General features: G+C 68.6%; 26 protein-coding genes and 3 pseudogenes. 13 read left to right on the top strand and 16 right to left on the bottom strand.

What is annotated here, in order from left to right; all coding sequences use genetic code 11:
- The first annotated feature begins 159 nt into the window (after window positions 1–159).
- Entirely contained in the window at window positions 160–1,041 is an 882-nt protein-coding gene (locus OG310_RS00180; protein WP_329460529.1) for a hypothetical protein, read from the top strand.
- Window positions 935–1,741, top strand: a pseudogene (locus OG310_RS00185) (DnaJ C-terminal domain-containing protein); the annotation flags it as partial. The gene OG310_RS00180 and the pseudogene OG310_RS00185, both read left to right, overlap by 107 nt.
- An 86-nt stretch (window positions 1,742–1,827) precedes the next feature.
- Here the strand turns inward: OG310_RS00185 and OG310_RS00190 are convergent.
- The 3 genes and pseudogenes from OG310_RS00190 to OG310_RS00200 all read right to left on the bottom strand — a co-directional run.
- Complete coding sequence (locus OG310_RS00190) at window positions 1,828–2,109, bottom strand: hypothetical protein (protein WP_329459969.1); 282 nt, start codon at window positions 2,107–2,109, stop codon at window positions 1,828–1,830.
- Window positions 2,110–2,711: 602 nt separating this feature from the next.
- Window positions 2,712–3,143, bottom strand: coding sequence for a hypothetical protein (locus OG310_RS00195; RefSeq protein WP_329453814.1), 432 nt, complete (start codon window positions 3,141–3,143; stop codon window positions 2,712–2,714).
- Window positions 3,144–3,381: 238 nt separating this feature from the next.
- Window positions 3,382–3,575 (bottom strand): annotated as a pseudogene (locus OG310_RS00200) (alpha/beta fold hydrolase); the annotation flags it as partial.
- 1,054 nt (window positions 3,576–4,629) lie between these two features.
- Here OG310_RS00200 and OG310_RS00205 point away from each other — a divergent pair.
- A complete protein-coding gene (locus OG310_RS00205; RefSeq protein WP_329453815.1) occupies window positions 4,630–4,938 on the top strand; it encodes a WhiB family transcriptional regulator in 309 nt (102 codons plus the stop codon).
- 472 nt (window positions 4,939–5,410) lie between these two features.
- On the opposite strand, the gene OG310_RS00210 is transcribed toward OG310_RS00205, so the two are convergent.
- Window positions 5,411–5,746 carry a helix-turn-helix transcriptional regulator gene (locus OG310_RS00210; RefSeq protein WP_329453816.1) on the bottom strand — a complete coding sequence of 112 codons (336 nt, stop codon included), beginning with the start codon at window positions 5,744–5,746 and terminating at the stop codon, window positions 5,411–5,413.
- A gap of 100 nt (window positions 5,747–5,846) precedes the next feature.
- Here OG310_RS00210 and OG310_RS00215 point away from each other — a divergent pair, with 100 nt between their 5' ends.
- The 3 genes from OG310_RS00215 (at window position 5,847) to OG310_RS38415 (ending at window position 7,155) form a co-directional block, all read left to right on the top strand.
- On the top strand, window positions 5,847–6,248 hold the full coding sequence (locus OG310_RS00215) for an STAS domain-containing protein (RefSeq protein WP_329453817.1): 402 nt from the start codon (window positions 5,847–5,849) through the stop codon (window positions 6,246–6,248).
- 50 nt (window positions 6,249–6,298) lie between these two features.
- Entirely contained in the window at window positions 6,299–6,523 is a 225-nt protein-coding gene (locus OG310_RS00220) for a DUF5133 domain-containing protein (protein ID WP_329453818.1), read from the top strand.
- A 425-nt stretch (window positions 6,524–6,948) separates the two neighbouring features.
- Window positions 6,949–7,155: a DUF6233 domain-containing protein gene (locus OG310_RS38415; RefSeq protein WP_443078508.1), complete on the top strand. Its 207-nt coding sequence runs from the start codon at window positions 6,949–6,951 to the stop codon at window positions 7,153–7,155.
- 179 nt (window positions 7,156–7,334) lie between these two features.
- On the opposite strand, the gene OG310_RS00225 is transcribed toward OG310_RS38415, so the two are convergent.
- The 5 genes and pseudogenes from OG310_RS00225 to OG310_RS00245 all read right to left on the bottom strand — a co-directional run bounded on the left by OG310_RS00225 (window position 7,335) and on the right by OG310_RS00245 (window position 9,783).
- Window positions 7,335–7,466 (bottom strand): hypothetical protein, encoded by a 132-nt coding sequence (locus tag OG310_RS00225; protein ID WP_329453819.1) that lies wholly within the window; start codon window positions 7,464–7,466, stop codon window positions 7,335–7,337.
- 17 nt (window positions 7,467–7,483) lie between these two features.
- Entirely contained in the window at window positions 7,484–7,729 is a 246-nt protein-coding gene (locus tag OG310_RS00230; RefSeq protein WP_329453820.1) for a hypothetical protein, read from the bottom strand.
- 653 nt (window positions 7,730–8,382) lie between these two features.
- Window positions 8,383–9,254: pseudogene (locus tag OG310_RS00235) on the bottom strand (RNA polymerase sigma factor SigF).
- Between the two features lie 279 nt (window positions 9,255–9,533).
- The gene (locus OG310_RS00240; RefSeq protein ID WP_443078810.1) at window positions 9,534–9,638 is read right to left on the bottom strand and encodes a DUF5133 domain-containing protein; all 105 of its coding nucleotides are present in this window, start codon (window positions 9,636–9,638) and stop codon (window positions 9,534–9,536) included.
- 10 nt (window positions 9,639–9,648) lie between these two features.
- Complete coding sequence (locus tag OG310_RS00245) at window positions 9,649–9,783, bottom strand: hypothetical protein (protein WP_329460530.1); 135 nt, start codon at window positions 9,781–9,783, stop codon at window positions 9,649–9,651.
- A 777-nt stretch (window positions 9,784–10,560) separates the two neighbouring features.
- Between OG310_RS00245 and OG310_RS00250 the strand changes: the two genes are divergently transcribed.
- The 3 genes from OG310_RS00250 to OG310_RS00260 all read left to right on the top strand — a co-directional run bounded on the left by OG310_RS00250 (window position 10,561) and on the right by OG310_RS00260 (window position 12,815).
- The gene (locus OG310_RS00250; RefSeq protein ID WP_329453821.1) at window positions 10,561–11,010 is read left to right on the top strand and encodes an ATP-binding protein; all 450 of its coding nucleotides are present in this window, start codon (window positions 10,561–10,563) and stop codon (window positions 11,008–11,010) included.
- A gap of 220 nt (window positions 11,011–11,230) precedes the next feature.
- Window positions 11,231–11,500 (top strand): pyridoxal-phosphate dependent enzyme, encoded by a 270-nt coding sequence (locus OG310_RS00255; protein ID WP_329453822.1) that lies wholly within the window; start codon window positions 11,231–11,233, stop codon window positions 11,498–11,500.
- A 373-nt stretch (window positions 11,501–11,873) separates the two neighbouring features.
- Window positions 11,874–12,815 carry an NADP-dependent oxidoreductase gene (locus OG310_RS00260; protein WP_329453823.1) on the top strand — a complete coding sequence of 314 codons (942 nt, stop codon included), beginning with the start codon at window positions 11,874–11,876 and terminating at the stop codon, window positions 12,813–12,815.
- Between the two features lie 307 nt (window positions 12,816–13,122).
- Here OG310_RS00260 and OG310_RS00265 read toward each other — a convergent pair whose 3' ends face one another.
- Entirely contained in the window at window positions 13,123–13,356 is a 234-nt protein-coding gene (locus OG310_RS00265; RefSeq protein WP_329453824.1) for a hypothetical protein, read from the bottom strand.
- 338 nt (window positions 13,357–13,694) lie between these two features.
- Between OG310_RS00265 and OG310_RS00270 the strand changes: the two genes are divergently transcribed.
- Window positions 13,695–13,850, top strand: a complete 156-nt coding sequence (locus tag OG310_RS00270; protein WP_329453825.1) for a hypothetical protein — start codon at window positions 13,695–13,697, stop codon at window positions 13,848–13,850.
- Between the two features lie 81 nt (window positions 13,851–13,931).
- Here the strand turns inward: OG310_RS00270 and OG310_RS00275 are convergent, their stop codons facing one another.
- Window positions 13,932–14,117 carry a hypothetical protein gene (locus OG310_RS00275; protein ID WP_329453826.1) on the bottom strand — a complete coding sequence of 62 codons (186 nt, stop codon included), beginning with the start codon at window positions 14,115–14,117 and terminating at the stop codon, window positions 13,932–13,934.
- 193 nt (window positions 14,118–14,310) lie between these two features.
- Between OG310_RS00275 and OG310_RS00280 the strand changes: the two genes are divergently transcribed.
- From OG310_RS00280 to OG310_RS00290, 3 genes are all read left to right on the top strand, one after another.
- The gene (locus tag OG310_RS00280; RefSeq protein WP_329453827.1) at window positions 14,311–14,703 is read left to right on the top strand and encodes a VOC family protein; all 393 of its coding nucleotides are present in this window, start codon (window positions 14,311–14,313) and stop codon (window positions 14,701–14,703) included.
- 359 nt (window positions 14,704–15,062) lie between these two features.
- Window positions 15,063–15,485: a transposase family protein gene (locus OG310_RS00285; protein WP_329453828.1), complete on the top strand. Its 423-nt coding sequence runs from the start codon at window positions 15,063–15,065 to the stop codon at window positions 15,483–15,485.
- The gene (locus OG310_RS00290) at window positions 15,422–16,288 is read left to right on the top strand and encodes an ISAs1 family transposase (RefSeq protein ID WP_329453829.1); all 867 of its coding nucleotides are present in this window, start codon (window positions 15,422–15,424) and stop codon (window positions 16,286–16,288) included. The genes OG310_RS00285 and OG310_RS00290 overlap by 64 nt, the downstream gene beginning before the upstream one ends.
- A gap of 379 nt (window positions 16,289–16,667) precedes the next feature.
- On the opposite strand, the gene OG310_RS00295 is transcribed toward OG310_RS00290, so the two are convergent.
- The 5 genes from OG310_RS00295 to OG310_RS00315 all read right to left on the bottom strand — a co-directional run bounded on the left by OG310_RS00295 (window position 16,668) and on the right by OG310_RS00315 (window position 21,920).
- On the bottom strand, window positions 16,668–17,690 hold the full coding sequence (locus tag OG310_RS00295) for an IS630 family transposase (protein WP_329453830.1): 1,023 nt from the start codon (window positions 17,688–17,690) through the stop codon (window positions 16,668–16,670).
- A 459-nt stretch (window positions 17,691–18,149) separates the two neighbouring features.
- Window positions 18,150–18,641 carry a hypothetical protein gene (locus OG310_RS00300; protein ID WP_329453831.1) on the bottom strand — a complete coding sequence of 164 codons (492 nt, stop codon included), beginning with the start codon at window positions 18,639–18,641 and terminating at the stop codon, window positions 18,150–18,152.
- 173 nt (window positions 18,642–18,814) lie between these two features.
- Complete coding sequence (locus OG310_RS00305; RefSeq protein ID WP_329453832.1) at window positions 18,815–19,342, bottom strand: transposase; 528 nt, start codon at window positions 19,340–19,342, stop codon at window positions 18,815–18,817.
- 603 nt (window positions 19,343–19,945) lie between these two features.
- Complete coding sequence (locus tag OG310_RS00310) at window positions 19,946–20,515, bottom strand: type 1 glutamine amidotransferase domain-containing protein (protein ID WP_329453833.1); 570 nt, start codon at window positions 20,513–20,515, stop codon at window positions 19,946–19,948.
- A 229-nt stretch (window positions 20,516–20,744) separates the two neighbouring features.
- Entirely contained in the window at window positions 20,745–21,920 is a 1,176-nt protein-coding gene (locus OG310_RS00315) for a glutathione-independent formaldehyde dehydrogenase (protein WP_329453834.1), read from the bottom strand.
- Between the last annotated feature and the right edge of the window lie 234 nt (window positions 21,921–22,154).

Genomic DNA, 22,154 nt, shown 5'->3' on the forward strand with positions numbered 1-22,154 from the left:
CCTCACACGGCTCTGACCTGCACCTGTGGAACGGAACGGCAGAAGGCCGAGCACCGAGGAACGCCATCGAACGAAAGGAGGCGTTCCACCGCGTTCAGCGGAGTTCCGCACCGTTCCGTTCTCCCGGTCCTACGCTGGGCTCACGCAGGGTGCGGGGGGATGCAGGTGGACGACATCAACGACGGCGACAGACCACACGAAGGCGACTTCGACAGGGGACTTGCCGCATTCGCGCAGGACCTGAAGCAGCTGTGCAGGGACCGGGGCAAGCCCTCCTACCGGGACATCACCCGCCGCGCCGAGCAGATCGACTCCGCGCGTCCCCTCCCCCAGGGCACGGTCAGCGGCATCTTCAACGGCAACAGGCTCCCGCAGCTGCCCACGCTGGTCGCGCTCGTCCGCACCCTGCTCGCTCACGGAGAAGACGGCCGGCCATGTGATCCTCCCTCCTACCAAGCACACGAGTTGAAGCTCTGGCGCCACCGGTGGAGCGAGCTGGACCTCATGCGCGAGAGCTCCGTCCGCGGCCGAGCTGCGCGCGGGCGGCCCGCATTAGTTCTTGCGCCTGAGGGCGAGCCGACGAACCCGAAAGACCCGGCTGCCGAAGAAGCGACGGCATCCGTGTTGGCCGACGCCCACCGCAAGGCGGAGGCCATCGAGGCGGTGGCGCTCGCGCGGGCTGAGGAAATCCTGGCCGAGGCCCAGGCAGACCGCGACCAGGCCGCCGCCGAGAAGGCACGGCAGCACACCCGGATCGCCGGGGAGCTCGAAGAAGCCCGCCAGGAACGGGAACAGGCCGCCGCCGATGCTGCTCGCATACGTGAGCAGGCCATCACGGACGCAGCCAACGAAGCCAGGTCTGCGAACGACGCCGCGGACAGCCAGAGCAAGGATGCGGCCCCCGGCGGGTGCCGCCTGGGAGACTCCTCACTTCCCCCTGCCGCGAGTACGCCGCGGGCAGGACGCCATGATCCCCGTGGAGCTGGACCTCAAAGAGATCGCCTTCGGCATCATCCGGGACGTTCAGGTGGAGACAGCTGACGTCTGCCAGGTCTGCGAGGGCAAGATGACCGCGCCAGGCACCACCGCGCCGGTGTGCCCCGACTGCCTCGGACAAGGTCGCGTCTTCGCGGGGCCGTCCTCCGGCAACTCGGAAGGATCTCCGCAGCCGTGCCCCAAGTGCGAGGGCTTCGGCACCCTGCTCCCACACCCGTGCGCGGAATGCGCCGGCGACGGGCGCGTCCGCATCCGCCGCACGCTCAGCGTGAAAATCCCACCCGGCGTCGACAACGGCACCCGAATCCAATTCGCCGGTGAAGGCGAACGCGGCCCAGGCGGCGACCTGTACCTGGAAGTCCGCGAGCAACCGCACCCCATCTTCCAACGCCGGGGCGACGACCTCCACTGCACGGTCACCATCCCGATGGTGGCCGCCGCACTCGGCACCGAGGTGCCGCTGGAAACCCTGGACGGCCTCGAAGACATCGACATCCCTCCCGGCACGCAATCCGGCGACAAGATCACCCTCAACAACCGAGGCGTGACCCACTTCCGCAGGGGCGAACGCGGCGATCTGTTCCTCCACGTCGAGGTGCGCACGCCCACCGACCTCAGCCCAGTCCAGGAGCGTCTCCTGCGGGACCTGGGAGGCCTACGGGGTGGCGAAGAACGCCCGCCGGGCCACTTCCAGCCAGGCCAGCAAGGCCTGGTCTCCCGGCTGAAGGACGCGTTCACAGGCTGACCCCCCTGCCCCATCGGCAGACCAGCCAGGAGGGATGGGAAGCCTCCTGCTCGACACTTCAGCTTGCCCCGGGGCACCAACGTGACTCAGGGGGTGTCGCCTTCCCAGTCCCACTTGCCCGGCTCGCCATTGCGGGGGCCATACATGGCCCGGCCGCCCGGGCCGTAGGTGCCGATCTCAGTGACCAGCGCCGCGCCCTCCACGAGGGCTTCGGTGTCCCAGCCGGTCACGTCGACCAGGAGGCCGTCCAACGGGCCGCCAACCAGCTCCCGGGCCGCGTGCCCGGGCCGCGGCCCGCGGCCCGGGTCCGAGTCCGGCAGCGTCAGATCGGCTGGCTCTCCGCGCTCCTGGGCAATCTGGCCTTCCATCTGGACGACCTCACCGGTGCCCGCACCCACCTGTCCGCCGCGGCGGCATGGGGCGAACGCACCGGCGACAACCGCTTGACCGCCTGGGCGTGGGGCGCGCACAGCATGGTCGCCCGCACCACCCAACGCTACGACACCGCCCTCGCCTACGCCGAACGCGGCACCCATCTCGCCCCCGCAGGCCTGCCCCGGGCCCAGCTCAATGCGTGGGCACTCCTGCCGGCCCTCGCCCGCCTCCAGCGCCCCGACGACGCCCTGCACACCGCGCTGCACGAACTCGAAGCCGACCCGGACGGCGCTGCGCCCGGACGCTTCGGCTTCGATGAAGGTGAACTCGCCCTCCACCAGGCCGAAGCACACCTCGCCCTCGGGCGCGGTCAGCAAGCACGCGCCCGCGCGGAAGCCTCCGCGGCCGCGTGCCCGCACGGCACAGGCGGCTGGGCAGCCGCAACCAGCGTGTCGCCCGGTGCCCCCGCGGCAGGAGGACCGCCTGCACGGGCGACCGACTTGGTTGCGGCCCCCACTGCTGCCGCCGCTCACAGCACATCAGGCGCAACCGCAGCGGTTGACGATTCACACCTTGTGACAGATCAGCTCAGCAATCAGATCGGATTGCTGCAGTGGCGTGCCGCACCACTGACGTTGAAGTGAAAGCACACCCGAGCCAGGTAGGCCGAACTGTCCAGCACTCCGGGGGACGAGTAGTCGGAGCTGGTAGTGGAGAGGGAACGCTGATAGAAGACGCCGGGCCATGTGTAGCCGTCGTCACTGGAGCGCTCAATCCAGAAAGTACAACCGACGGCAACCTGTGCGTTGATGTACAAACCGTAGGCGTACTGATTCAGATAGCGGACCTCTCCCTCACAGCGACCCCCTGCGCTCGCGTACCACGTGATGGTTTGGTAGTCGTCGCCTCCGCCGGGACCGTTTCCTGATGCGGCCTGCGCCGGACTCGTTGCGGCGAAGGCGGCGCCGAGGGCAAGGATTGTGGTTGCTATCGCCGTCATGATTCGACGGAAGAAGGGTGCTGACATGGTTCCTCCCCGTGATTTTGGGGGTCAGCTTGGCAAGCTCGGCGAGCCGAACGAATGTCGTTCGAATAAAGTGGCTCGTTAATGCTCTTAACCTGGCTGAAATCTACCCTGTCCTCCGACGTCAGTGGCGCCCCTGGTCGTCTCAGTCGCCCATGGCCCGCAGCTCCCAACCCATCACGAGGCAGCAATCAGGCCGTCACAGGCCCGGCCAAGGGCCCTCTGTGATCGAATCTGATGAGGCGGCTGGGTACTGGGCGTCGAAGCCGTGCCCGGGCAGGTCGACGGCGAAGCTGCGATGGCCGAGCAGTGCCAGTTCGCGCTGGATGGGGCCCACATGAACGAGCTGGAGCCAGAGCCGTGCACGAGAACGAAGGTGGTACTCGCATGGCGAGCGGGCAGCGGGCGGGGGGAGTTGCTGGAGACGGATGTCATACGGGTCAGTCCAATGTCCGGTGGGCGGCGCGGCAGGCATACCTGAGGGGCGATGCCGGCGCGGTGATCCGCCGAAGCTGAAGGAGAAACGGGCGCACCTGTCACCAGGCGCGTCGCGGTTCAGTGGCCGGGCGCACAGGCCGGTGAAAGCGACGAACCAGCGTGTGCCTTCCCCTCACGGGCAGCACATAGCGTGGAAGCGCTCACCAGCGACGGTGCGCGTCGACGGTCAAGGTCGAGCGATACCTGCAGGGCAGTGCCGTGAGACCGCGGTGGTCTCCTGCGGGTTCCTCAACTGGCGCCGGTCGATGAACGACTCGGCGGCATGCGTCTTAGGCAGTCCGAACACGGACGAAGATGTAGGACATAGCTGGACCCTATCGGATCACGTGCCAGTACCGAGGCCGATGCTCCTCCTGCCAAGAGCGAGCGCGGCGTGGCAGCGGTGAAGCAAGGACCGTCGTGGGCGATCGGGCAGGGCAGCCCTGTGGAGGGCTGCCCTGCCGCCGGCGGCGGCGGGTCTTGGAGCCGGGTGACTCGGTCAGGCGAATGCTTGCCCGCGCCGTGGCTCTGCAGGACTGGGCTGTGGGACAGCGGGGACGAGGCGTCGGCGGGCGTCCGTGACGTGGACCCGACCCGCTCATCACCGAGGGTCAAACCGATAGTCCAATGATCACAATGAATGACTACAAATGACCGAGTGCTGAATGAAGTTGAACTCTGGATGCGTTCGCGATGCGGTCACTGCGGCCGTATCCATGTCGCAGTCGTGAGCAGGTTCGTCAAGCGCCTCGCGGTCTGCTGGGAACGACGTCTCGGCATGCCGCTCGTGCGCCGGCTGGGCCCAGGTCGAGACCGGGCTTTGAGGACGACGACTCGACGCAGCGGCCCGCAGGGGCATCTGGTCGAGCCTTCCATCGCCGCTGCACTCGAAGCTAGATGTACATCACATCAACCACCCGATTGGGTGACCGTTCAACTTGTGCTGTCCCTGGCGAGCCCTCACTTTCTATGGTGTTTGCATGACTGTCATTCAACTGTGGCGGTGTGCCGCATGACCTGGGACTATGACTGGCGAATCCGATCCGCCTGCCGTGTCTCCGACCCGGATGACCTCTTCGTGCAGGGGGCAGCGCAAAGCCGCGCCAAGGCCGTCTGTCATGGCTGCACGGTGCGTACCGAGTGTCTCGCCTACGCCTTGGACGAACGCATCGAGTTCGGCATATGGGGAGGGATGACAGAACGGGAGCGCCGAGCCGTCCTGAAGCGGCGCCCCACGGTTGCCTCCTGGCGTGAACTGCTTGAAGCCGCCCGCGACGAAGCCGGCAGGGCTTCATGTCGTCGACACGGAACGGCCCTATGAGGCGCGGCGGGACATCGGATTTGCCGTTGCGAGCCTCCTCAGGGGCAGGAGCTCCCGATCGCCGAGCGTTGATTGTCAGCATTCCTGCCTGAACGAGGCGCCTCCTGGAGGGTTCAGCCAGGCGGAGGCTCGCGAGGTCCGGCCCGGCGCAGCGTTCGGGATGTCCCCCCGCGCCTGCGCCCTGCCCCCTGCAACTCGATGCGGACATCTACCCGCGTCCCCACAGGGCAGTCGATGCGTTCACGTCGCTGTGGGGCCTCCCCTTCGTCAGCGGCCAGGCAGCACCCGCCTGTTACCACCTCACCGAATTCACCCGCGCCTTCGTGGCGAAGGCTCACAGCGAGGCTGCCCGCCGGGCTGGCCCAGCCGCCGCAGCACCTCGGGCCCACCGCCATCCGCCTTCAGACGCGTCGACTGCGCGCCTCGGCACGCTTGCCGCGTCCCGTACCGAGGAGGTGATGGAAGCGGGCTGTCACTGTTTGACGTGGGCGTACTGCGGCGAGCGTTCGGACTCGTCCTGAACGAGCAGGGATAGGAGCGAGCCCACGGTGAGGCCCGCTTCCGCGGGGTGGCGCAGCACTTTGCCCGGAACGATCCGGTACGTGTTCGCGCGCCCTTCACGGATGTGGGAGAGGTATCCGTCCTCTTCCAGGTCCGTGATGATCTTCTGAACGGCTCGCTCGGTCAGCCGGCAGTGCGCAGCGATGTCCCGGATGCGAACAGAGGGGTTGTCCGCAATGGCCGTCAGCACGCGCGCATGGTTGGTGAGGAACGTCCATCCGATGCGGGTCTCCGGCACTGTATCCATCCGCCCATGCTAGGCCAACAGGCTGATTGCGTCACCCTGACACGTGAACTATATTTCCGGTATCTGAAGACGTCCGACGTGCTTGTGTAAGGGGCTGGCCATGTCCGGGAAAGTAGGCACTGCGCCGAGCGCCTCCCCTACCCCCGCACGGGCCGCGGGCCGGACGCGCACAGCGGGTCCACGCTGTCTGACGACCATCACCAGCGCACCGGACCATGCGCGGATCTCGGTCGCGATACGGGGAGAGGTCGACCATGAGGCCCGGTACCTGGTCCGCGATCACCTGGTTCAGGCCCTGCGCGCTTCACATCGGGGAGTCGACCTCCGCCTCGACGCTGTCAGCTTCTGGGACTGCTCGGCCCTGGGCGCCCTGCTCGAAGCCCGGCAGCATGCCGTCGCGGAGGGGAAGTCCCTGACTCTGCTCACGGCCAGCCCCATCGTGCGTCGCGTCCTCGACCTCACCGGCACGACCGACCTTTTCACCGCCCCGACGCGGACGTGACCGCCGCGATACCGGAGCACGTTCGCCCGATCCCCATGAGGAGAGCCGCCATGCTGATGGCCCACCCCGCCGTGCTGCAGGAACTTGTCGAGCAGTACGAGACGCTCCACACCCTGCATGCCGAGGAAGGCTCCGCCGAGGCCCGGCAGCGCCTGGAGGACGTTTCCTACACACTGTGCATATCCACCGGCACACGCAGCATCGACACCGCCCTGCGCGCCGCTCGACAGAGACTGACGGACTCGGCTCCCCAGCCACCCGCCATCGCCGCCTGACCCCGCGACCACCCACGCGACAGCAGGCACAGCCGTCGCCCACGCGAGGACTGCAGCAGCGATAACCGGACTGACGCGACGACACGACCAGCGCACCGAGAGGCTGCGATCGTCTCTGGCAAAGGTCGCTCTCGCCTTGGTCGGCTTCCGTCCTCGGCATGTCCGCCGGCCACCTCGCCGCACTCGGCGAGACCCGCGCGGCTTCGTTCCCTCCCCGCGACGGCTGAACGGCCCCTCAACTTCCCTGAGGTGACGGCCATAACGCCCGCTCGTGGTCTGGCCTCCGCAACCGCCGTATCCCGACCGTCGCCGTCTCGGTGACCCGGCACGGGCCGCAGTGCAAGGGATAAGGCCGACCGGCGGAACCGCCGGCCGATTCCCTTCTCGCGTACGCCAGCCCATCGGCGAAGCAGACCCGGCATACGATGATCGCCCAGCGTGCGGCCGAGCGACCGTGGCGGATCCACCACGAAGACGGACGACCCATACGACTCCACACAATGGGCTGCTTCCTCATCTCCCGCCACGACGACGGACACGCCTGCACCCAACAACAGGCCCTGGACGCCCTCGCCCACGGCGCGGAATCCTGCCCCGGCTGCCGACCCGACGGCGAACTGGACACTCAGTAGCCGACAGCTCCAACCAGCAGTTCCCCGACGCAACCACGCGCGCAAGACACAGCACAGGGAAGTAGCCAGCGTGGCGCAGCCACCCCAACCGGCCCCTTGTCCAGCAGGTCAGAGCATCTTTTCGGCGGTGCGCGCCATGACTCCCAGACGCGACCGGGAGCGCGACCTGGAGCGGCGCCCTACTGGGCGTCAGCCGCGAGGCTGTCCAGCGCGGCGAACTCCAGCTCGCGGCCTACAAGCGGCTGGCGACCCGCAGCGAGGATCACGTTGTTCTGCGGGTCGAAGTCCTCGTCCATGCTCGCGGCAGCCACGTGCAGGATGCTGGCGTTCACTCGGTTCCGGCCCCGCGTCCACGGCGTGAACCCGTGCGCGCCCAGGGCACGGCGGATGTGGCCTGCGGCCAGGCGGCCGTCCGTGATGAGCTGGCACTCGCCTCGACCCGCAGGCCGTCCACGACCAGGTGCACGTTGCCGGGCCGTTCGCAGCGGCAGCCGAGCGCCATCACGCTGATGGCGCTCACCACCGATGCGACGGGCACCGCTACCACCAGCCGGCCCGCCGCGACCATCGGCACCGGCACAGTAACGCCGACGTCCAGGAGGCGCTGCGCAACGCGGCGCCACCCGCTCGACCACCGACAGATCGGGCTCTGCGAAGTCGCCCCACCCCTGCCGGGCTGTGAAGTCCCAGGCGATGCCCACACCACCGACCGTTCGCCTGCTGCACCGGGCGCGAGCAAACCTGGTCGCGCACCTCACGCCAAAGCCCGCGAGCCCATCCCTCAGCTCTGCGGCCGCGACTGGCGCCCCATGCCGAAGCGAGCAGCTGCGCGGCGCGGCCGACCGCCGCCGACCATGTATCCGGGGCCGTGGACGGCAGGAGCAAGACCATCGCGAGGGGAGTTGACGCGGTGCAGTGACGAAGAATCCCACAAGAGCCCTCTCCGTCCGCGAACGAGCAGACCCATCGTCCTCGTTCAACAGCCCGGCCGGCACCCGGCGGGCACAAGCCGCGGCCCTACCTCGCCACCGCCGCCCGGTCGGTGGTGAGCGACACGGAACGCGGCCTCGCGCGGCCGTCATACAGCGGTGGGGCCCATCGAATCGATGGGCCCCACCGCTGTATGACGGCGGACCTCCCCAGGCCACGCCAGCAAAAACTCCGCTACCCGGCGCCCCCCGCAGCAAACGAATGTGTGAGCGCCCTCACAGGCCGCATGCTGGGAACTTATTTCTCGGTGAGCAGGCCACTGCGCAGGGTCTTGAGGGCTCGTGCGAGGAGGCGGGAGACGTGCATCTGGGAGTAGCCGAGTTCTTCGCCGATCTGCGACTGGGTCTTCTCTTCGACGAAGCGCATGTGCAGGATGCGCCGGTCGCGTTCGCCTAGCTTGGCGACGAGCGGGGCGAGGGAGGTGAGGTCTTCAACAAGTTCCATGCCGGGGTCGAGGGCGCCGGTGAACTCGGAGAGGCTCACGTTGCGGGCGCGGGCGCCGTCACCATGGTCGTAGGGCATGTCGAGGGAGTCAGTGTTGTAGCCGTTGGCGGCGATGATGCCCTCCGCGACCTCCTCCTGCGGCCGGCCGAGATACGCGGCGAGCTCGGCGACGGTGGGGTCACGGTCCAGGCGGGTGTGCAGGACGTCACGGGCCTTGGCCAGCTCCACACGCAGCTCCTGCAGCCGGCGGGGGACGTGCACGCCCCAGCTGGTGTCACGGAAGAACCGCTTGATCTCCCCGACAATGTAGGGGACGGCGAAGGTCGTGAACTCCGTCTCGCGCGAGAGGTCGAAACGGTCGATGGCCTTGATCAAGCCGACCATGCCGACCTGGATCACATCCTCCATCTCGGTCCTGCCGTTGAAGCGGCGGGCCGCGAAGTGGACCAGCGACATGTTCATCTCGATCAGCGTGTTACGCGCATACGCGTACTCGCGGGTTCCCTCCTCCAAGCTCTGCAGCCGGTCGAAGAACACCCTCGACACCGCCCGCGCACCGCAGGGGCCACCGCCTGCGGATCCTCCACCAACGGCAAGCCACCCGACACTTCTTCACGAGGCGCGGATATGGGAGCTGGAGCGGTGAGTACGGTGCTGACAGACATGCGGGAAACCTCCTCCGTGCCGTGGTGGGCAGTTGCCCGCTATCCCCCGATCGGAGCAGTAAACCTGTCGATTCCGCCCCGCCCTCATCCCACGCCGCCGCCCTGCCGCGGCTCTCGTACGTCCTGGGGGCCAGGGCGCCGCATACGGCGCCCGGCAAGGAGACGCAGAAGGGGACTGCCACACTCAAGGTGCCGACAGTCCCCTTCGCCGAGATTACGCCGCGGCCACGTCAACCCTGCTCCCCAGCCTGGGTGTTGCGGACGGGACGCGCCGGACGGTCAGGCAGCGACGGCGTCGCGTGTCACCTGGGCGGCTTCCGCCAGCCGCTGCCGTGCGACCTCCAGTGCCGCCCCGACATCCCGGGTGCCGGTAGAGACGCACAGCGTGTAGGGGTCAGAGGTCTCCGTGTTCCAGGTCCGGACGGATGCGCAAGTAACGCACGGGGTGGCGGTGGCGGCCGTGGTCGAGCGCGCTGTCCACGCGGAACTCCACCACGACGACGGGTTCCACCGGCTCGACCTCGAGCATCTCGCGGCTACCCCACCCAGCGGAGAAGAGGCCCCCGTACCAGGGATGCCCACGCCTGCCGGAGTGAGCAGGGCGCCCACCTCCGCGCGAGCCTCTCGGGACAGCGGCGTCGTGCGCGCCACCAAGCGCAGACCGCCCACCGCGTCGTGGCGGCCCAGCAGCAGCGTCGCCGGCGCGCCCGGACGGCCGGTCACTCCGGCAACCAGTCCCTCAGCCGTGCTGTACGCGACGGACCTTGGACCAGCTCACCCGCTCGCCCGGCCGGTAGGTGCCGGCAACCGGCTTCACCACCACGCCCTCGATACCCGCCTCACCCACGCCGGATCGAACCAGCCGAGCGCCACCGTCCGATCGCGCGTGCACGGCACCAGAGTCCAGGGCGCGTGGAGGGAGCGCCGCTCGAAGACGTCCACCAGCAGGTCCCATCGCTCCCCAGCGACTCGCCCAGGAGGGCGCGGCCGCGGTGTTCTAAGGCGTCGAAGACGACCAGATGCGCCGGCGCAGTGGTGGCGGCCGCCGCAGCGCGGGGGCGGCGGTAGCGGGCGCGCTGCTGCAAGGCGTCGTCCAGAAAACCCGCTGCAGACCTCCTGACTGTGGGACCGTCTTGCGCGGCCTCGTCGTTCTCGCCCGTCCGGCGGGGCTGCTTTGCGGGTGTTCAGCCCTTCGCCCGGCCTTTGGCGCAGTTGGGGTCTATGCCTTGCCGGTGTGCGGATATTGGAGCCTGTCAGGGGCAGATGATGAGAAAGATGTACGGTCCTTCGAGACTAAGGGGGGCCCATGGAGACTGTTTCGCACAACGAGGGCGAGCCGCTCGTCGACCGTCCCCTCCTCGCGTCCCTCGTGCTCGAGGACAGCGCGGAAATCGCGCAGGCCCGTGAAACGGCCCGGGACTTCCTCACCATCGTGCAAACCGAACACGGGCTACCGGTGTCGCAGCGGGCGATGGACACGGTGCAGCTGGTGGTGAGTGAACTGGTAACCAATGCCCGCAGGTACGCGCCCGGCCCGTGCCTCATGGAGCACGGACTGGAAATCGTGATGGCCGTGTGTCAGACCTTCCGTATCCGCCGAGAACCCGTAGGCAAACGGATCACAGCAGCCATCCGACTCGCAGACGACCCCGGCGGCCATGCCGCCGGCCGCCAGACGCTATGCCCCCGCGCCAGCGTCCTGCACTCAGTTGTTCCTGCCCCGCGCAGATGGTCACGGAGACAACGACGGCCGTAAGCACCCGAACCGGTTGGCGTACTTGCTGGCCCAGTCGGCGGTGCTCGGCGCCTGACGTTCGGGCCGCCTCATACTGGCGGGAGGCGACTACCGGGGGCCGCTCCGTGCACCGCCTAGGAGTGGGCTGCGAGGGAGCGCCGCGATATCACCGGTGGGTCGTCGCCGACGCTCACAGGCTGTCCGCCGCCACGTCGGTGCGCAGCCGCAGGAAGCGCACGGGGTGTCGGTGGCGCCCGAGTCCTCCGACCAGCGTTCCATCGGCGAGGAATACGCCGTCGCGTCCCCCGAAAGCACAGAGGCCATCCGCGAGCTGGCCCGAGCTGAAGGCGTCTTCGTCGGCCCCGTCTACACCGGCAAGGGACTCGCCGGAATGCTCGACCACGCCCGCAGCGGACGGATCCCCGGCGACAGCAACGTCGCATTCCTGCACACCGGAGACACCGGCAACCTGTTCGAAATCCCCCAAGTCGTCGGCCCCATCGCCGACTGAGCCCGCAGTCTGCCAGCCGCGCCCGCCGTCGAGCTTCCGGCGCAGCCCCCGGCCTGGCTAAGCAGTCGCAGGCGAAGACGTACGCACCGGCCTCGGCGCTGGTCTTCGACGTGATCGGCGGTAGGTGCTGGCCAACGGCCCGGCGATCGACTTCGGTGTCTACTCCGACCGCGCCCAACTGGGCGATCTTGCCCAGCGCACGCCTGCGGACAGTCACCGGCAACGTCGCAACCCTCGATGATGCGGTTGCGGCGTTCTCCGGCCAAGCGAATGACGATCAGCCAGATCCGCCCGTAGGGAGCGGAGATACCACCCATATCCCGTCACGTCGTGACGGGGACGAACAAAGACCAGCGTAGAAAGAGGCAGGCAGATGAAAGCGATCGTGGTCACGGACCCGGCTGCCGGAACCGCAGGGATGACGCTGGCTGAGCGGCCCGATCCGGACGCGGCGCGGCTCGCCAGTCTTGACGGCGCGAACTACGGTGATGTCGTCGTGGAAGTTCATGCGTCGGGTTTCACCGGGAACGAGCTGGAGTGGCCCTCGACCTGGGTCGATCGCCTCGGCCGGGACCGGACGCCGTCGATCCCCGGTCACGAGGTGGCCGGAGTGGTCACCTCGCTCAGCTTTGGAACGGCGGGGCTGTCGGTCGGACAGCGTGTGTTCGGCATCACGGACTGGACCCGCGACGGCACCCTCGCGCAGTACGTCGTCGTCGAGGCGCGCAACCTCGCGCCGCTGCCCGGTGACGTCGACTTCACGGTCGGCGCGAGCGTCGCGATGACGGGCCTGACCGCCTGGCAGGGGCTGTTCGAGCACGGTCACCTCTCGGCGGGGCAGAGCGTGCTCGTGCACGGCGCCGCAGGCGCGGTCGGTTCGATGGCGGCGCAGCTCGCACGCGAGGCCGGTGCGTACGTCATCGGCACCGGACGCGCCGCCCATCGCAAGGGCGCACTCGACTTCGGCGCGTACGAGTTCGTCGACCTCGACAACGACACGCTGGAAGACGTCGGCGGAGTCGACTTCGTGTTCGACGTATTCGGCGGCGACATCGGCGCACGATCGGCCCGGCTGGTGCGAGCTGGAGGAACCTTCGTGACGGTCACCGGCCCGCCGGAGGCGCGGCCGGCCAACGGCCTGGCGGTCGACTTCGTTGTTGTCTCCGACCGCGCCCAACTGGGCGAGATCGCTCGGCGAGTGCAGGACGGACGTTTGCGGACGCATATCGGCCAGGTCGCGAGCCTCGACGATGCTGTCGCTGCCTTCAACCCGACCCAGAAGATCAACGGAAAGACGATCATCCGCGTCCGGTGAAGCAGCGCTCACGCATCTGCACGTGCCTGCGGCCCGAATCGCCAACGGTGCGCACACTGCACGCGCGCGGTGCGCAACTCCCGCGCCGGGTGGCAAGCGACGACGAGAGCGCCCCCTCGATGCCAGAGTCGCCAGGTCCCACGGGTCAAGCACCTGAGAATGGACAGCGGACAGATCAGCCCTCTGTCCATAATTTCGGCTGGTACAGCGCGGGCGTCCGTCCGGTGGGAGGCAGGGCGAGAAGCGGACGGGCGAGCATCGGCTCGATCGGAGGCGTCAGCACGCCAGCCTCCTCCCCGGGGCGCGGTCAGGACCCGGCGGCGTTGCCGCTGTCCCACTCGTGCGGCGGATCTCCCCGCCACTCCACCCACCGCGGATCATCCAACAGACCGGACAGGTCCGCGTCCGGCAGGCCGACCCGTTCGAGGAACACGTCCAGGTCATGGTCCGAGTGCGCGAGTCCGACGATCTCCCCGCGCACCACGACCCGCCGGCCACCCGTCCCGGACAGCCGGTGCACCACAATCGGAACGCCCGCCATACCCCCAGCCTGCACCTTCCGGGCCCAGACCTCGCGCGGGGGCCCCGCAGGCGGCAGGTCGAGGGGGAGCGGGAGACGGCCTCTTGCCGCTCGAGCGAGCTGCTGTCTGAAGCCATCTAGGTTCGACGCGGGAACCGCCTTTCGAACTGCTCGAAAGACGCTGCTCCTCGTCATCAACAGAGCCAGCCGTCGCTCCCACGCTCACGCGACCGGGTACGCGGCGGCCGGCGGTGAATGGCGCTGGACACCTGGTCACCCGTCACTGAAAAAAGGGACTCCATGAACCTTTTTCAACCTGGCTGAGGGCGGATGGTTGAGGTGTGCGGCGGTGTCGGCACGTGAGAAAGCTCCTGGTAGACGGGTTCACGACCAAGATCGCCTGTCCGACCAGGAGCTCCATGGTCGACCTGGGGCGCACGTTGTACCTGCCGACGGGGCTGCCCCGCCCGCCGTGGCGGATCTCCAGCCACACCGACCCGCGCTCGGGGATGTAGGCCGCGCCGAGCACGTGGTCGTGCCCGGCCTGGCGCCGGACGTGGAGCTCCACCAGGGCCCCGGGGCCCGTTGAAGTCCGTCTATGCGAGGGTGTGTGCGACGGCCGCGGCGCGGGCGGGGGTGCCCGCGTAGACGAAGCCGTCCGGTTTGTGGGCGACCATCTCGGTGACCACCTGGGTGAGGTTTTCAGCCGACGCCGGTCCGACTCGCGGCTCACCGGCGATCTTGAGGGTCAGGTGGCAACCCGCAGCCCAAGAGCTCCACATCGGCTCCTCCCCTGTACTGCAGCACGGCTGAGGAAGGCAGTCTCCTCGCGGACGCACGTCCGAACCTCGGCGACGAGCAAGCCGACCGCGCAGCGCATCGACGCCTTCACCACGACCCGGTTGTGCCGCGACAGACCGCTGACGCGGCGAGTCGGACGAGCCGCACACCCGCGGCCCGGAGGACAGTTAGGGCATGATGCACGTACTGAGCAGCAGGATCCTGCTCCGGCCCACCGATCCCGAACGCTCGCGATCCTTCTACCGTGAGAAGCTCGGCCTGGAAGTCTTCCGTGAGTTCGGCACCGGACCCGAGCGCGGCACCGTCTACTTCCTCGGGGGAGGCTTCCTCGAGGTCTCGGGCCGCTCCGACAGCCCGCCGTCCGCCGGCCTCGAGCTCTGGCTGCAGGTAGGGGACGCCCAGGCGGCGTACGAGCAACTCGCCCGCCTGGGTGTCCCGATCCAGCGGCCGCCCGCAAAAGAACCCTGGGGGCTGATCGAGATGTGGACCGCCGATCCGGACGGGGTGAACATCTGCGTGGTCGAAGTACCGGAAGACCACCCGATGCGCTACCGGCCGGGCATCTGACCTTAACCGTCGGCCGGTGCGCCACACCACCCACCACGGGCGCCACGACATGCATGAGCAGCTCGTCGATCCCTCATGGACGATCGAGGTGATGACTTCGGTAAGAAGGTGACGTCGGAGCGTCGGCCGCCGCAGGGCTGGCTCCGCCAATGGCGCCGTTGAGGGGTCGGGCCGGGTCGGCGCAATTCGCCCATGGTTTGAGCTTGTTCCGCTTTGACGGACACCTTTGGTGTGGTGGTCAGGCTCAGGGCTTGATCAAGTTCCGGAGTCGTGTCGGTGGGTCAGGCAGTGACAGGTTGGGGTGCATAGCAGAGCAGGCACGGGGTCCGTGATCATTGGGGTGTCGAAGCTCAACGATCATGAGGTGGCCCGTGCCTGCCGCTGTATCTTCCCCTATTCCCGCGGTGCTGGTGAAGCTGGGCCCGCTGGACGCGGACCGGGTCGCTGACCTGCGCCCTTACCTGGACCTGGTGCCCGATCCTCGTGGGCGGCGGGGCCGCTGGTACTCGCTGACCGCTATTCTGCTGGTGTGCGCGTGCGCGGCCGTCTCGGGAGCGAGAAGCGTTGACGAGATCGCCGAGTGGGCGCAACGCGCCTCGGACGCACTGCTGGCGGCGGTTGGTGTCCGCCGTCATCCGTTGCGGTGGCGGCGGGCTCCCTCGCGGACCACGATCGGGCGGGTACTGGGGACTGTTGACGGTGACGCCCTGGACCGGGCATGGGCGCTTACCTCGCCGGCCGCCATGCCGTTGCCGCGGGGACCGCGTCCGGGCGGCGCGTGATCGCCGTCGACGCCAAGGCACTGAAGGGCTCCGTCCGTCTCACCGCCACCCGCAGGCACCTGCTCTCCGCGGTCACCCACCACCGCGCGGTGACCCTTGCCCAGGCGGAGGTCGGCACGAAGACGAACGAGACCGCGTACTTCCGGCCCCTGCTCGAGCCGCTGGACCTGGCCGGAGCCCTCGTCACCTTCGACGCCCTGCACTCGGTCCGGGCGAACGTCACTTGGCTGGTCGAGACCAAGAAGGCCCACTACGTCGCGGTGATCAAGGCAAAACAGCCGACCGCACACCGGCAGCTCGCCGCCCTGCCCTGGCGGGACATCGCCGTCCAGCACACCTCCTCCTCCACCGGCCACGGTCGCCGCGAATCCCGCTCGATCAAGACCTGCGGCATCGCGGACGAGCTCGCCGGGATCGCCTTCCCCCATGGCCGCCTGGCCATCCGGGTCCACCGCCGCCGCAAGCAGACCGGCCGCCGCGAGAGTCGCGAGACGGTCTACGCCGTCACCAGCCTCGACGCCCACGAGGCCCGCCCGGTCGAACTCGCCGCCGCGGGCCGCGGCCACTGGACAATCGAAGCCCTGCACCACGTCAGAGACGTGACCTTCGCCGAGGACGCATCCACCGTCCACAACGGCACCGCACCCCGCGCCATGGCCACCCTCCGCAACCTCGCCATCGGCCTGCTCAAGACCCTCGGAGCCGACAACATCGCCAAGACCACCCGCGCGATCCGTGACCAACCCGAACGAGCACTCCCATTCCTGGGCATCACCAACAAGACGGGAACCGAGGGAACTTGATCAAGCCCTGGGGGGTGGCCCGGTGAGTCACATCCGGGAATCGCACTGACCGTTTTCAGAGTGCCACTCGTGGACGTCCAGCAGCAGGCCGTCCAGCGGCCCGCCGACCAGCTCGGCATAGTTCCGATGTGGGACCGGGCCGGGGTGGGGGTCGTCGTACTCCGAGCCGTAAATGCGGCCGTTCAGCAGCTGCTCATCGCGGTTCCACGCGGGCCTGCCCAGGGCCGCCCGAGCGCCACAACTGTGTGCACTGCCTGGCACTGAGGGCCCTTTGCGTCCTGAGGGCGTCAGTCAGCGATGCCGAGTGGCGCTTCCTGAAGGCCACCGCTGCCGTCGCCGAGGCGTCGCCGCGGAGTCGGTGACGTTGCCGTGTGAGGCGCTAGTGTCCTGAGTCGTTAATTCGTGTGCAGTATGCGGCGAGGGTGTCGAGGATGTCGTCGGCGGTCTTCGTCCAGACGAACGGCTTGGGGTTCTTGTTCCACTCGTTGATCCAGTGGCGGATGTCGCGTTCGAGTTCGATGACGCTGCGGTGGGCAGAGCGGCGGAGTTTGCGGCAGGTCAGCTCGGCGAACCAGCGCTCGACGAGGTTGAGCCATGACGCGGAGGTGGGGGTGAAGTGCAGGTGGAAGCGGGGGTGTCGGAGCAGCCACTTCTTGACCGGTTCGGTCTTGTGGGTGGCGTAGTTGTCCAGGACCAGGTGGAGTTCGAGGTGCTGGGGGACGGCGGCGTCGATGACCTTCAGGAAGCGGAGGAACTCTTGGTGGCGGTGGCGGCGGTAGTGCTGGGCTATGACCGAGCCGGAGGCGATGTCCAGGGCGGCGAACAGGCTGGTCGTGCCGTGCCGGACGTAGTCGTGGGTCATCTTCGCCGGTGTGGCCGGCGCCATCGGCAGCACGGGCTGGGTGCGGTCCAGGGCTTGTATCTGCGACTTTTCGTCCACCGCCAGGACCAGGGCATTTTCCGGCGGGGCGAGGTAGATGCCGACCACGTCGCGGACCTTGGTCACGAACTGTGGGTCGGTCGACAGCTTCCACGTCTCCACGATGTGCGGCTTGAGGCCGAACGCCCGCCAGATCCGCGAGACAGCCGACTGCGACATCCCCGCCGCCTGGGCCATCGAACGCGTCGACCAGTGGGAGTCGCCCGTCGGTGGCGCCTGGTCGAGTGTCCTGGCGACCAGGGCCTCGACCTGCTCGTCCGTAATCTTCCGCGGCGGCCCCGACCGCGGCCGGTCTGCCAGGCCCTCCAGCCGGTCCGCGGCGAACCGGGACCGCCACTTGCGCACCGTCTCCCTCGACACACCGAGGTCATCCGCGACCCGCGCGTTCGACACACCATCCGCACACGCCAGCACGATCCTCGACCGCAGCACCAGCGCCTGAGGGGCGGTCTGCTTACGCAACTAGCCCCGCAGAACCCGACGTTCGTGATCGGACACTTCCAGCGGCAACGGCTTCGGACCAGGCACCGCCCCACCCTACAACCGCAACCGAACTAACGACTCAGGACACTAGGACTCCCCGGGCGGGTCACGACCCACGGAAAAGGCAGCTACGTCCAGACCCGCACCGAGCCCAGCTGACCCGCCGTACCGGGGCCCCGAGCCACTGCGCCTGGACATGAAACCGCCCGGCAAGCCGAGGGACTCGGGCCGAGAAGAGGGTGGTCGCGGAGGGCGGTCGCCTCGCGGCGAAAGGCTCCGTGGGACTTCAGCCGAACGATCTTCCCCACGGGCAATATGTGGAGCCCGGGGACACTGTCCCCTCCACGGCCACGCTCGCTCCAACACCCGCACTGGCCCAGGTGTTCCCCAGCGGCGTGGTCTGCGGCGTCCCGCGTCAGCGGCAGCCCCACACGACCTTCACGACGGCGTCGGGCCGCGCAGTTCGCGAGCGGCCGCCTCGCAGGCACGCGCGAGTGGCTCCCGGGCCATCTCCGGCAGGCCGCCCCGCGCTATGACCTGGCGCAGGTGAGCGAGGGCCTGGACCCACTCCACCGCGTCCTCCGGCAGCGTGTAGGGCTCGCCACTCAACCGGGCCGCCGGCACCTGCCGGACCCCGCCCGGCTCTGTGCGCACCACCGTCTCGGTGCGCTCGACGATCTGCGTCACCGGGTCCGGCGAGCGGCCACCCTCGGCAGGCGACAGGCCCGCGCGGGCCTGCGCGGTACGCAGCTCGTACGCGCGCGTGCGGTGAGCGGCGCTGCAGTACTTCGGGCGGCGCCCGGTCCCCGCGTATGGGACGGACTGACCGCACCAGGCGCATGTACGCTCCACCAGCCGCTCGCGCATAGTGCGCCGCTCCTGCGGCTCATCGCCGCCACTCAGCTGCCCGACACCCACTGGTTTCGTCACAGACGAAACGATAGGGCAAACGAAGTACGGGCAGGTGGAGGGCGAGTTACGGGGCGTTGCCTTCCCAATCCCACTTGGCCGGATTTTCAGGTGCAGGGTGTGGGGCTCGCCGCTCAACCGCTCCCGCTTCACGCCGTAACGGCGCTGGAGGTCGGCGACACACTGGAAGCGGTTCACCAGCGCGTCTCCCCGGCGAAATACTTCGCCGCCTTCCGCAGGATCTCGCGTTCCTCCTCGAGCTCGCGAACCTTCTTCCGAAGAGCCGCGTTCTCCGCCTCCAGCAGGGTCGGCGGCTGGGCCGCTTCCTGCGTCCGACGTCCCCTTGGACGGTTTACTCCCGCAGCTCGCCCCCAGTTCCGTAGGGTCTCCGCATTGATCCCCAGATCGGCGGCGACCGACCTGATCGTCGCATCGGGCCGCGACTCGTACAGCGCGACCCCGTCCGCCTTGAACTGTGGCGGGTAGTTCTTCATGACCACGAGATAAAACCGGTCGCGGTCGAGAGCCTGTCCGAGGCGCTGGGTGACTCGCTGGTCACCGAAGAAGTCATCTCGCTGCGCCCGACGGGCCGCGGCACGGTGGAGGTACTCAGTACCGCCGGCCGCGAAGAGTACGCGACGGCCGTGATGTGCGCGAGCCTGGGCATCGCGCGGCTGGCGCGCAACGTGGGGCTTTCGCTGCCCGTGCAGCCGGCGGCCCACATCCGCGCCATACCTTCCGGGTCAAGGGATCGCCCCCGAAACGGGTCGCCTGCCTGCAGGACAGTAGCGGCGACTTCGGAGAGGTGGGTGTCTACCCGGCTCCCTACCCGGGCAACAGCCGCTATGCGGTGGGCCTGAGCCAAACGGTCGAGGTGCGGGAGGATGGCAGGTTCGCGGACCCCGGAGAACTGGCGGCACTCGGCGACCGAGCCCGCGCGTACGTCTCCCACGCGTTGCCGGGTCTCGTCCCCGAGCCCGTCGAGTACCTCAACTGCTGGATGACAAGCCTGCCGTGGAGCGAGGACAGCATGGCGGTCTGGGAAGCCGACAGGATCTTCTTCGCCGCCGGGCACAACCTCTTCAAACAGGCACCTCGGCTCGGGCGGGCGTTGGCCGGCGCGCCATGGACGAAGGGGTCGAAGAGGATCTGCGCCCCGCAGCGGCGCTGGGCCAGCCTCGCTGAATGCCCTCTCGTCGGCGCCGCCCGCCCCGACGAGAGGGCCGGTACGCCCCCGCCTTTCCGGAGTGCAGGCGGGATGCCCGCTGTCCGGCGATGCCCCAGGCGCCCCGTCCTGCGGGCGCCTGGGGCGCGTCACGGCCGGGTCAGGCGCCGGCGGAGACCGGGCTGCCGGTCCGGGCGAACTGCTCGATGATGGCGGCGCAGAAAGCGGGCAGGTCCGCGGGCGAACGGCTCGAGGTGAGTTGGCGGTCGATGACGACCTCTTCGTCGACGACTTCGGCTCCGGCGTTTCGCAGATCCGTGCGGATGCTGGGCCACGAGGTGAGACGGCGTCCGCGTACGACATCGGCCTCCGCCAGGGTCCACGGGCCGTGGCAGATCGTGGCTACCGGCTTCCCCGCGTTCATGAAGGCTTGGACGAAGCCGATGGCGTCCTTGTTCGTACGCAGCTGGTCGGGGTTCATGGTGCCACCGGGCAGCAGCAGGGCGTCGTAGTCGTCGGCGGAGGCGTCCGAGACGAGTTGGTCGACGGGGAAGGTCCCCGCGGGGTCCAGGTCGCCCTGGCGGGCCTGTATCTCTCCGGGGTGGATGGAGAGGACTTCTGTCGTCGCACCGGCGCCGTAGAGTGCGCCACGCGGCTGTTCGAGTTCGACGCGCTCAACGCCGTCTGTCGCCAGGATCGCAACCTTACGGCCGCGGAGTTCGTCTGCCATGGTTCTCATTCCTTGTGTCGGGAGCTTGTGAGGGCTGCTGTCCGGGGAGTCAAGGACGGACCCTGGACGCGGATCGTGCGTCATGACCGCTGGACGCGCGCGATCGCAGCTGGTTCAGATCGACCGCAGCGCATGCGGCTCATGCCTGTCCGACCTCGGCGGAGCCGGGGCGATCGCCGCCCGTCTCCCCGACCGGTCCAGGAGACGGGCGGCACGGCGGCGGCAGTCGTCACCGCTTGTGGCCGTTTCCGTGTCCGTCCGGGTGCAGGACCACCTTGGTCCAGCCCTCGTCGCGGGCGTCGAAGTGCTGGTAGGCGGTGGATGCCTCGTCCAGGGGCAGTTCGTGGGAGACGAGGAAGCTCGGTTTGGCCTTGCCGCCGGCGATCAGGTCCCGCAGGGCCCGGTTGTACCGCTTCACCGGCGCCTGTCCGGTGCCCATCTGCTGGCCCTTGAACCACATGAGGCCGAAGTCGATCGGAACCTTTCCCCGTGCCTCCAGCTTCCCCTGGGCCTGCTCGCCACCGGGATCCTGGGGCATGAACACACCTACCACGCCGATGTCGCCGGTGAACCTGACCGAGTCGATCAGTCCGTTGAGTGTGAGGCTGGCGTCCTCGTTGCCCTCGGCGTCGTGCGCCTGGTAGCCGACGCACTCACAACCGTTGTCGGCACCCAGACCGAGGGTGGCATCCTTGACGACCTCCGCCGGCTCGTGCTCGGCGGTGTTGATCGGGATGGCGCCCATCTCCTCCGCCTTCTGCAGCCGGTCGGGTTGGTGGTCGGCCACCCACACGCGGCCGGCTCCCTTCAGGAGGGCGGAGTAGGCGGCCATCAGCCCCACGGGGCCGGCCCCGTACACGATGGTCTGGTCGCCCGGCTTGACGTGGGCCATCTCGGTGGCGTGGTACCCGGTGGGGAAGATGTCGGCGAGCATCACGTAGTCGCTCTGCCGCTCGGCGGCGTCCTCACCAAGACGCAGCGCGTTGAAGTCGCCGTAGGGCACGCGCAGCAGTTCCGCCTGGCCGCCCTGGTAGGGCCCCATGTCCGCGAATCCGTAGGCGGCTCCGGCGAGGGCCGGTTCCGGCTGCATGGTCAGGCAGTAGTTCGTCAGCCCCCTCTCGCACTGCTTGCAGAAGCCGCAGGCGATGTTGAACGGCAGAACCACGTACTCGCCGACCTGGACCTTGCTGACGGCCGAGCCGACCTCCACGACCTGGCCCATGTTCTCGTGGCCGAGCGTGCGGCCCGTCTCGAACGAGGTGCGGCCCTCGTACATGTGCAGGTCCGAACCGCAGATGTTGGTTGTGGTGATCTTGACGATGATGTCGCAGGGGTGCTCGATCCTGGCGTCCGGTACGTCCTTCACCGTGACGTCCCGCGGACCTTCGTATACCGCTGCTTTCATGATGACTTCCCTGGTTGTCGTGGCATGACCGCAGCGGCGACGATGAGGAACACTGCGTGTGAGCCTGAGTCCCGTGAGGCGCTACAGCGATGCTCGGGTGCCTGTGCGGGCCCGCACACCAGGATCTTGGCGGCGGGGATCCCGTCGCCGGTTCGCCGGTCGAATTACGGCGCCCCGCGACGTAATGTCCGGGTGTCCCCCGGCCCGGTGGCGAAACAGCCATGCACGGACCGA

Source organism: Streptomyces sp. NBC_01497 (assembly GCF_036250695.1).
Classification (GTDB): Bacteria; Actinomycetota; Actinomycetes; order Streptomycetales; family Streptomycetaceae; genus Streptomyces.

Coding starts and splice junctions, on each gene's coding strand:
- OG310_RS00180 (WP_329460529.1), top strand. CDS start 160: ATGCAGGTGGACGACATCAACGACGGCGACAGACCACACGAAGGCGAC.
- OG310_RS00190 (WP_329459969.1), bottom strand. CDS start 2,109: ATGGAAGGCCAGATTGCCCAGGAGCGCGGAGAGCCAGCCGATCTGACG.
- OG310_RS00195 (WP_329453814.1), bottom strand. CDS start 3,143: ATGTCAGCACCCTTCTTCCGTCGAATCATGACGGCGATAGCAACCACA.
- OG310_RS00205 (WP_329453815.1), top strand. CDS start 4,630: ATGACCTGGGACTATGACTGGCGAATCCGATCCGCCTGCCGTGTCTCC.
- OG310_RS00210 (WP_329453816.1), bottom strand. CDS start 5,746: ATGGATACAGTGCCGGAGACCCGCATCGGATGGACGTTCCTCACCAAC.
- OG310_RS00215 (WP_329453817.1), top strand. CDS start 5,847: ATGTCCGGGAAAGTAGGCACTGCGCCGAGCGCCTCCCCTACCCCCGCA.
- OG310_RS00220 (WP_329453818.1), top strand. CDS start 6,299: ATGCTGATGGCCCACCCCGCCGTGCTGCAGGAACTTGTCGAGCAGTAC.
- OG310_RS38415 (WP_443078508.1), top strand. CDS start 6,949: ATGATCGCCCAGCGTGCGGCCGAGCGACCGTGGCGGATCCACCACGAA.
- OG310_RS00245 (WP_329460530.1), bottom strand. CDS start 9,783: ATGCTCGAGGTCGAGCCGGTGGAACCCGTCGTCGTGGTGGAGTTCCGC.
- OG310_RS00250 (WP_329453821.1), top strand. CDS start 10,561: ATGGAGACTGTTTCGCACAACGAGGGCGAGCCGCTCGTCGACCGTCCC.
- OG310_RS00260 (WP_329453823.1), top strand. CDS start 11,874: ATGAAAGCGATCGTGGTCACGGACCCGGCTGCCGGAACCGCAGGGATG.
- OG310_RS00265 (WP_329453824.1), bottom strand. CDS start 13,356: ATGGCGGGCGTTCCGATTGTGGTGCACCGGCTGTCCGGGACGGGTGGC.
- OG310_RS00275 (WP_329453826.1), bottom strand. CDS start 14,117: ATGTGGAGCTCTTGGGCTGCGGGTTGCCACCTGACCCTCAAGATCGCC.
- OG310_RS00280 (WP_329453827.1), top strand. CDS start 14,311: ATGATGCACGTACTGAGCAGCAGGATCCTGCTCCGGCCCACCGATCCC.
- OG310_RS00285 (WP_329453828.1), top strand. CDS start 15,063: ATGAGGTGGCCCGTGCCTGCCGCTGTATCTTCCCCTATTCCCGCGGTG.
- OG310_RS00290 (WP_329453829.1), top strand. CDS start 15,422: ATGGGCGCTTACCTCGCCGGCCGCCATGCCGTTGCCGCGGGGACCGCG.
- OG310_RS00310 (WP_329453833.1), bottom strand. CDS start 20,515: ATGGCAGACGAACTCCGCGGCCGTAAGGTTGCGATCCTGGCGACAGAC.
- OG310_RS00315 (WP_329453834.1), bottom strand. CDS start 21,920: ATGAAAGCAGCGGTATACGAAGGTCCGCGGGACGTCACGGTGAAGGAC.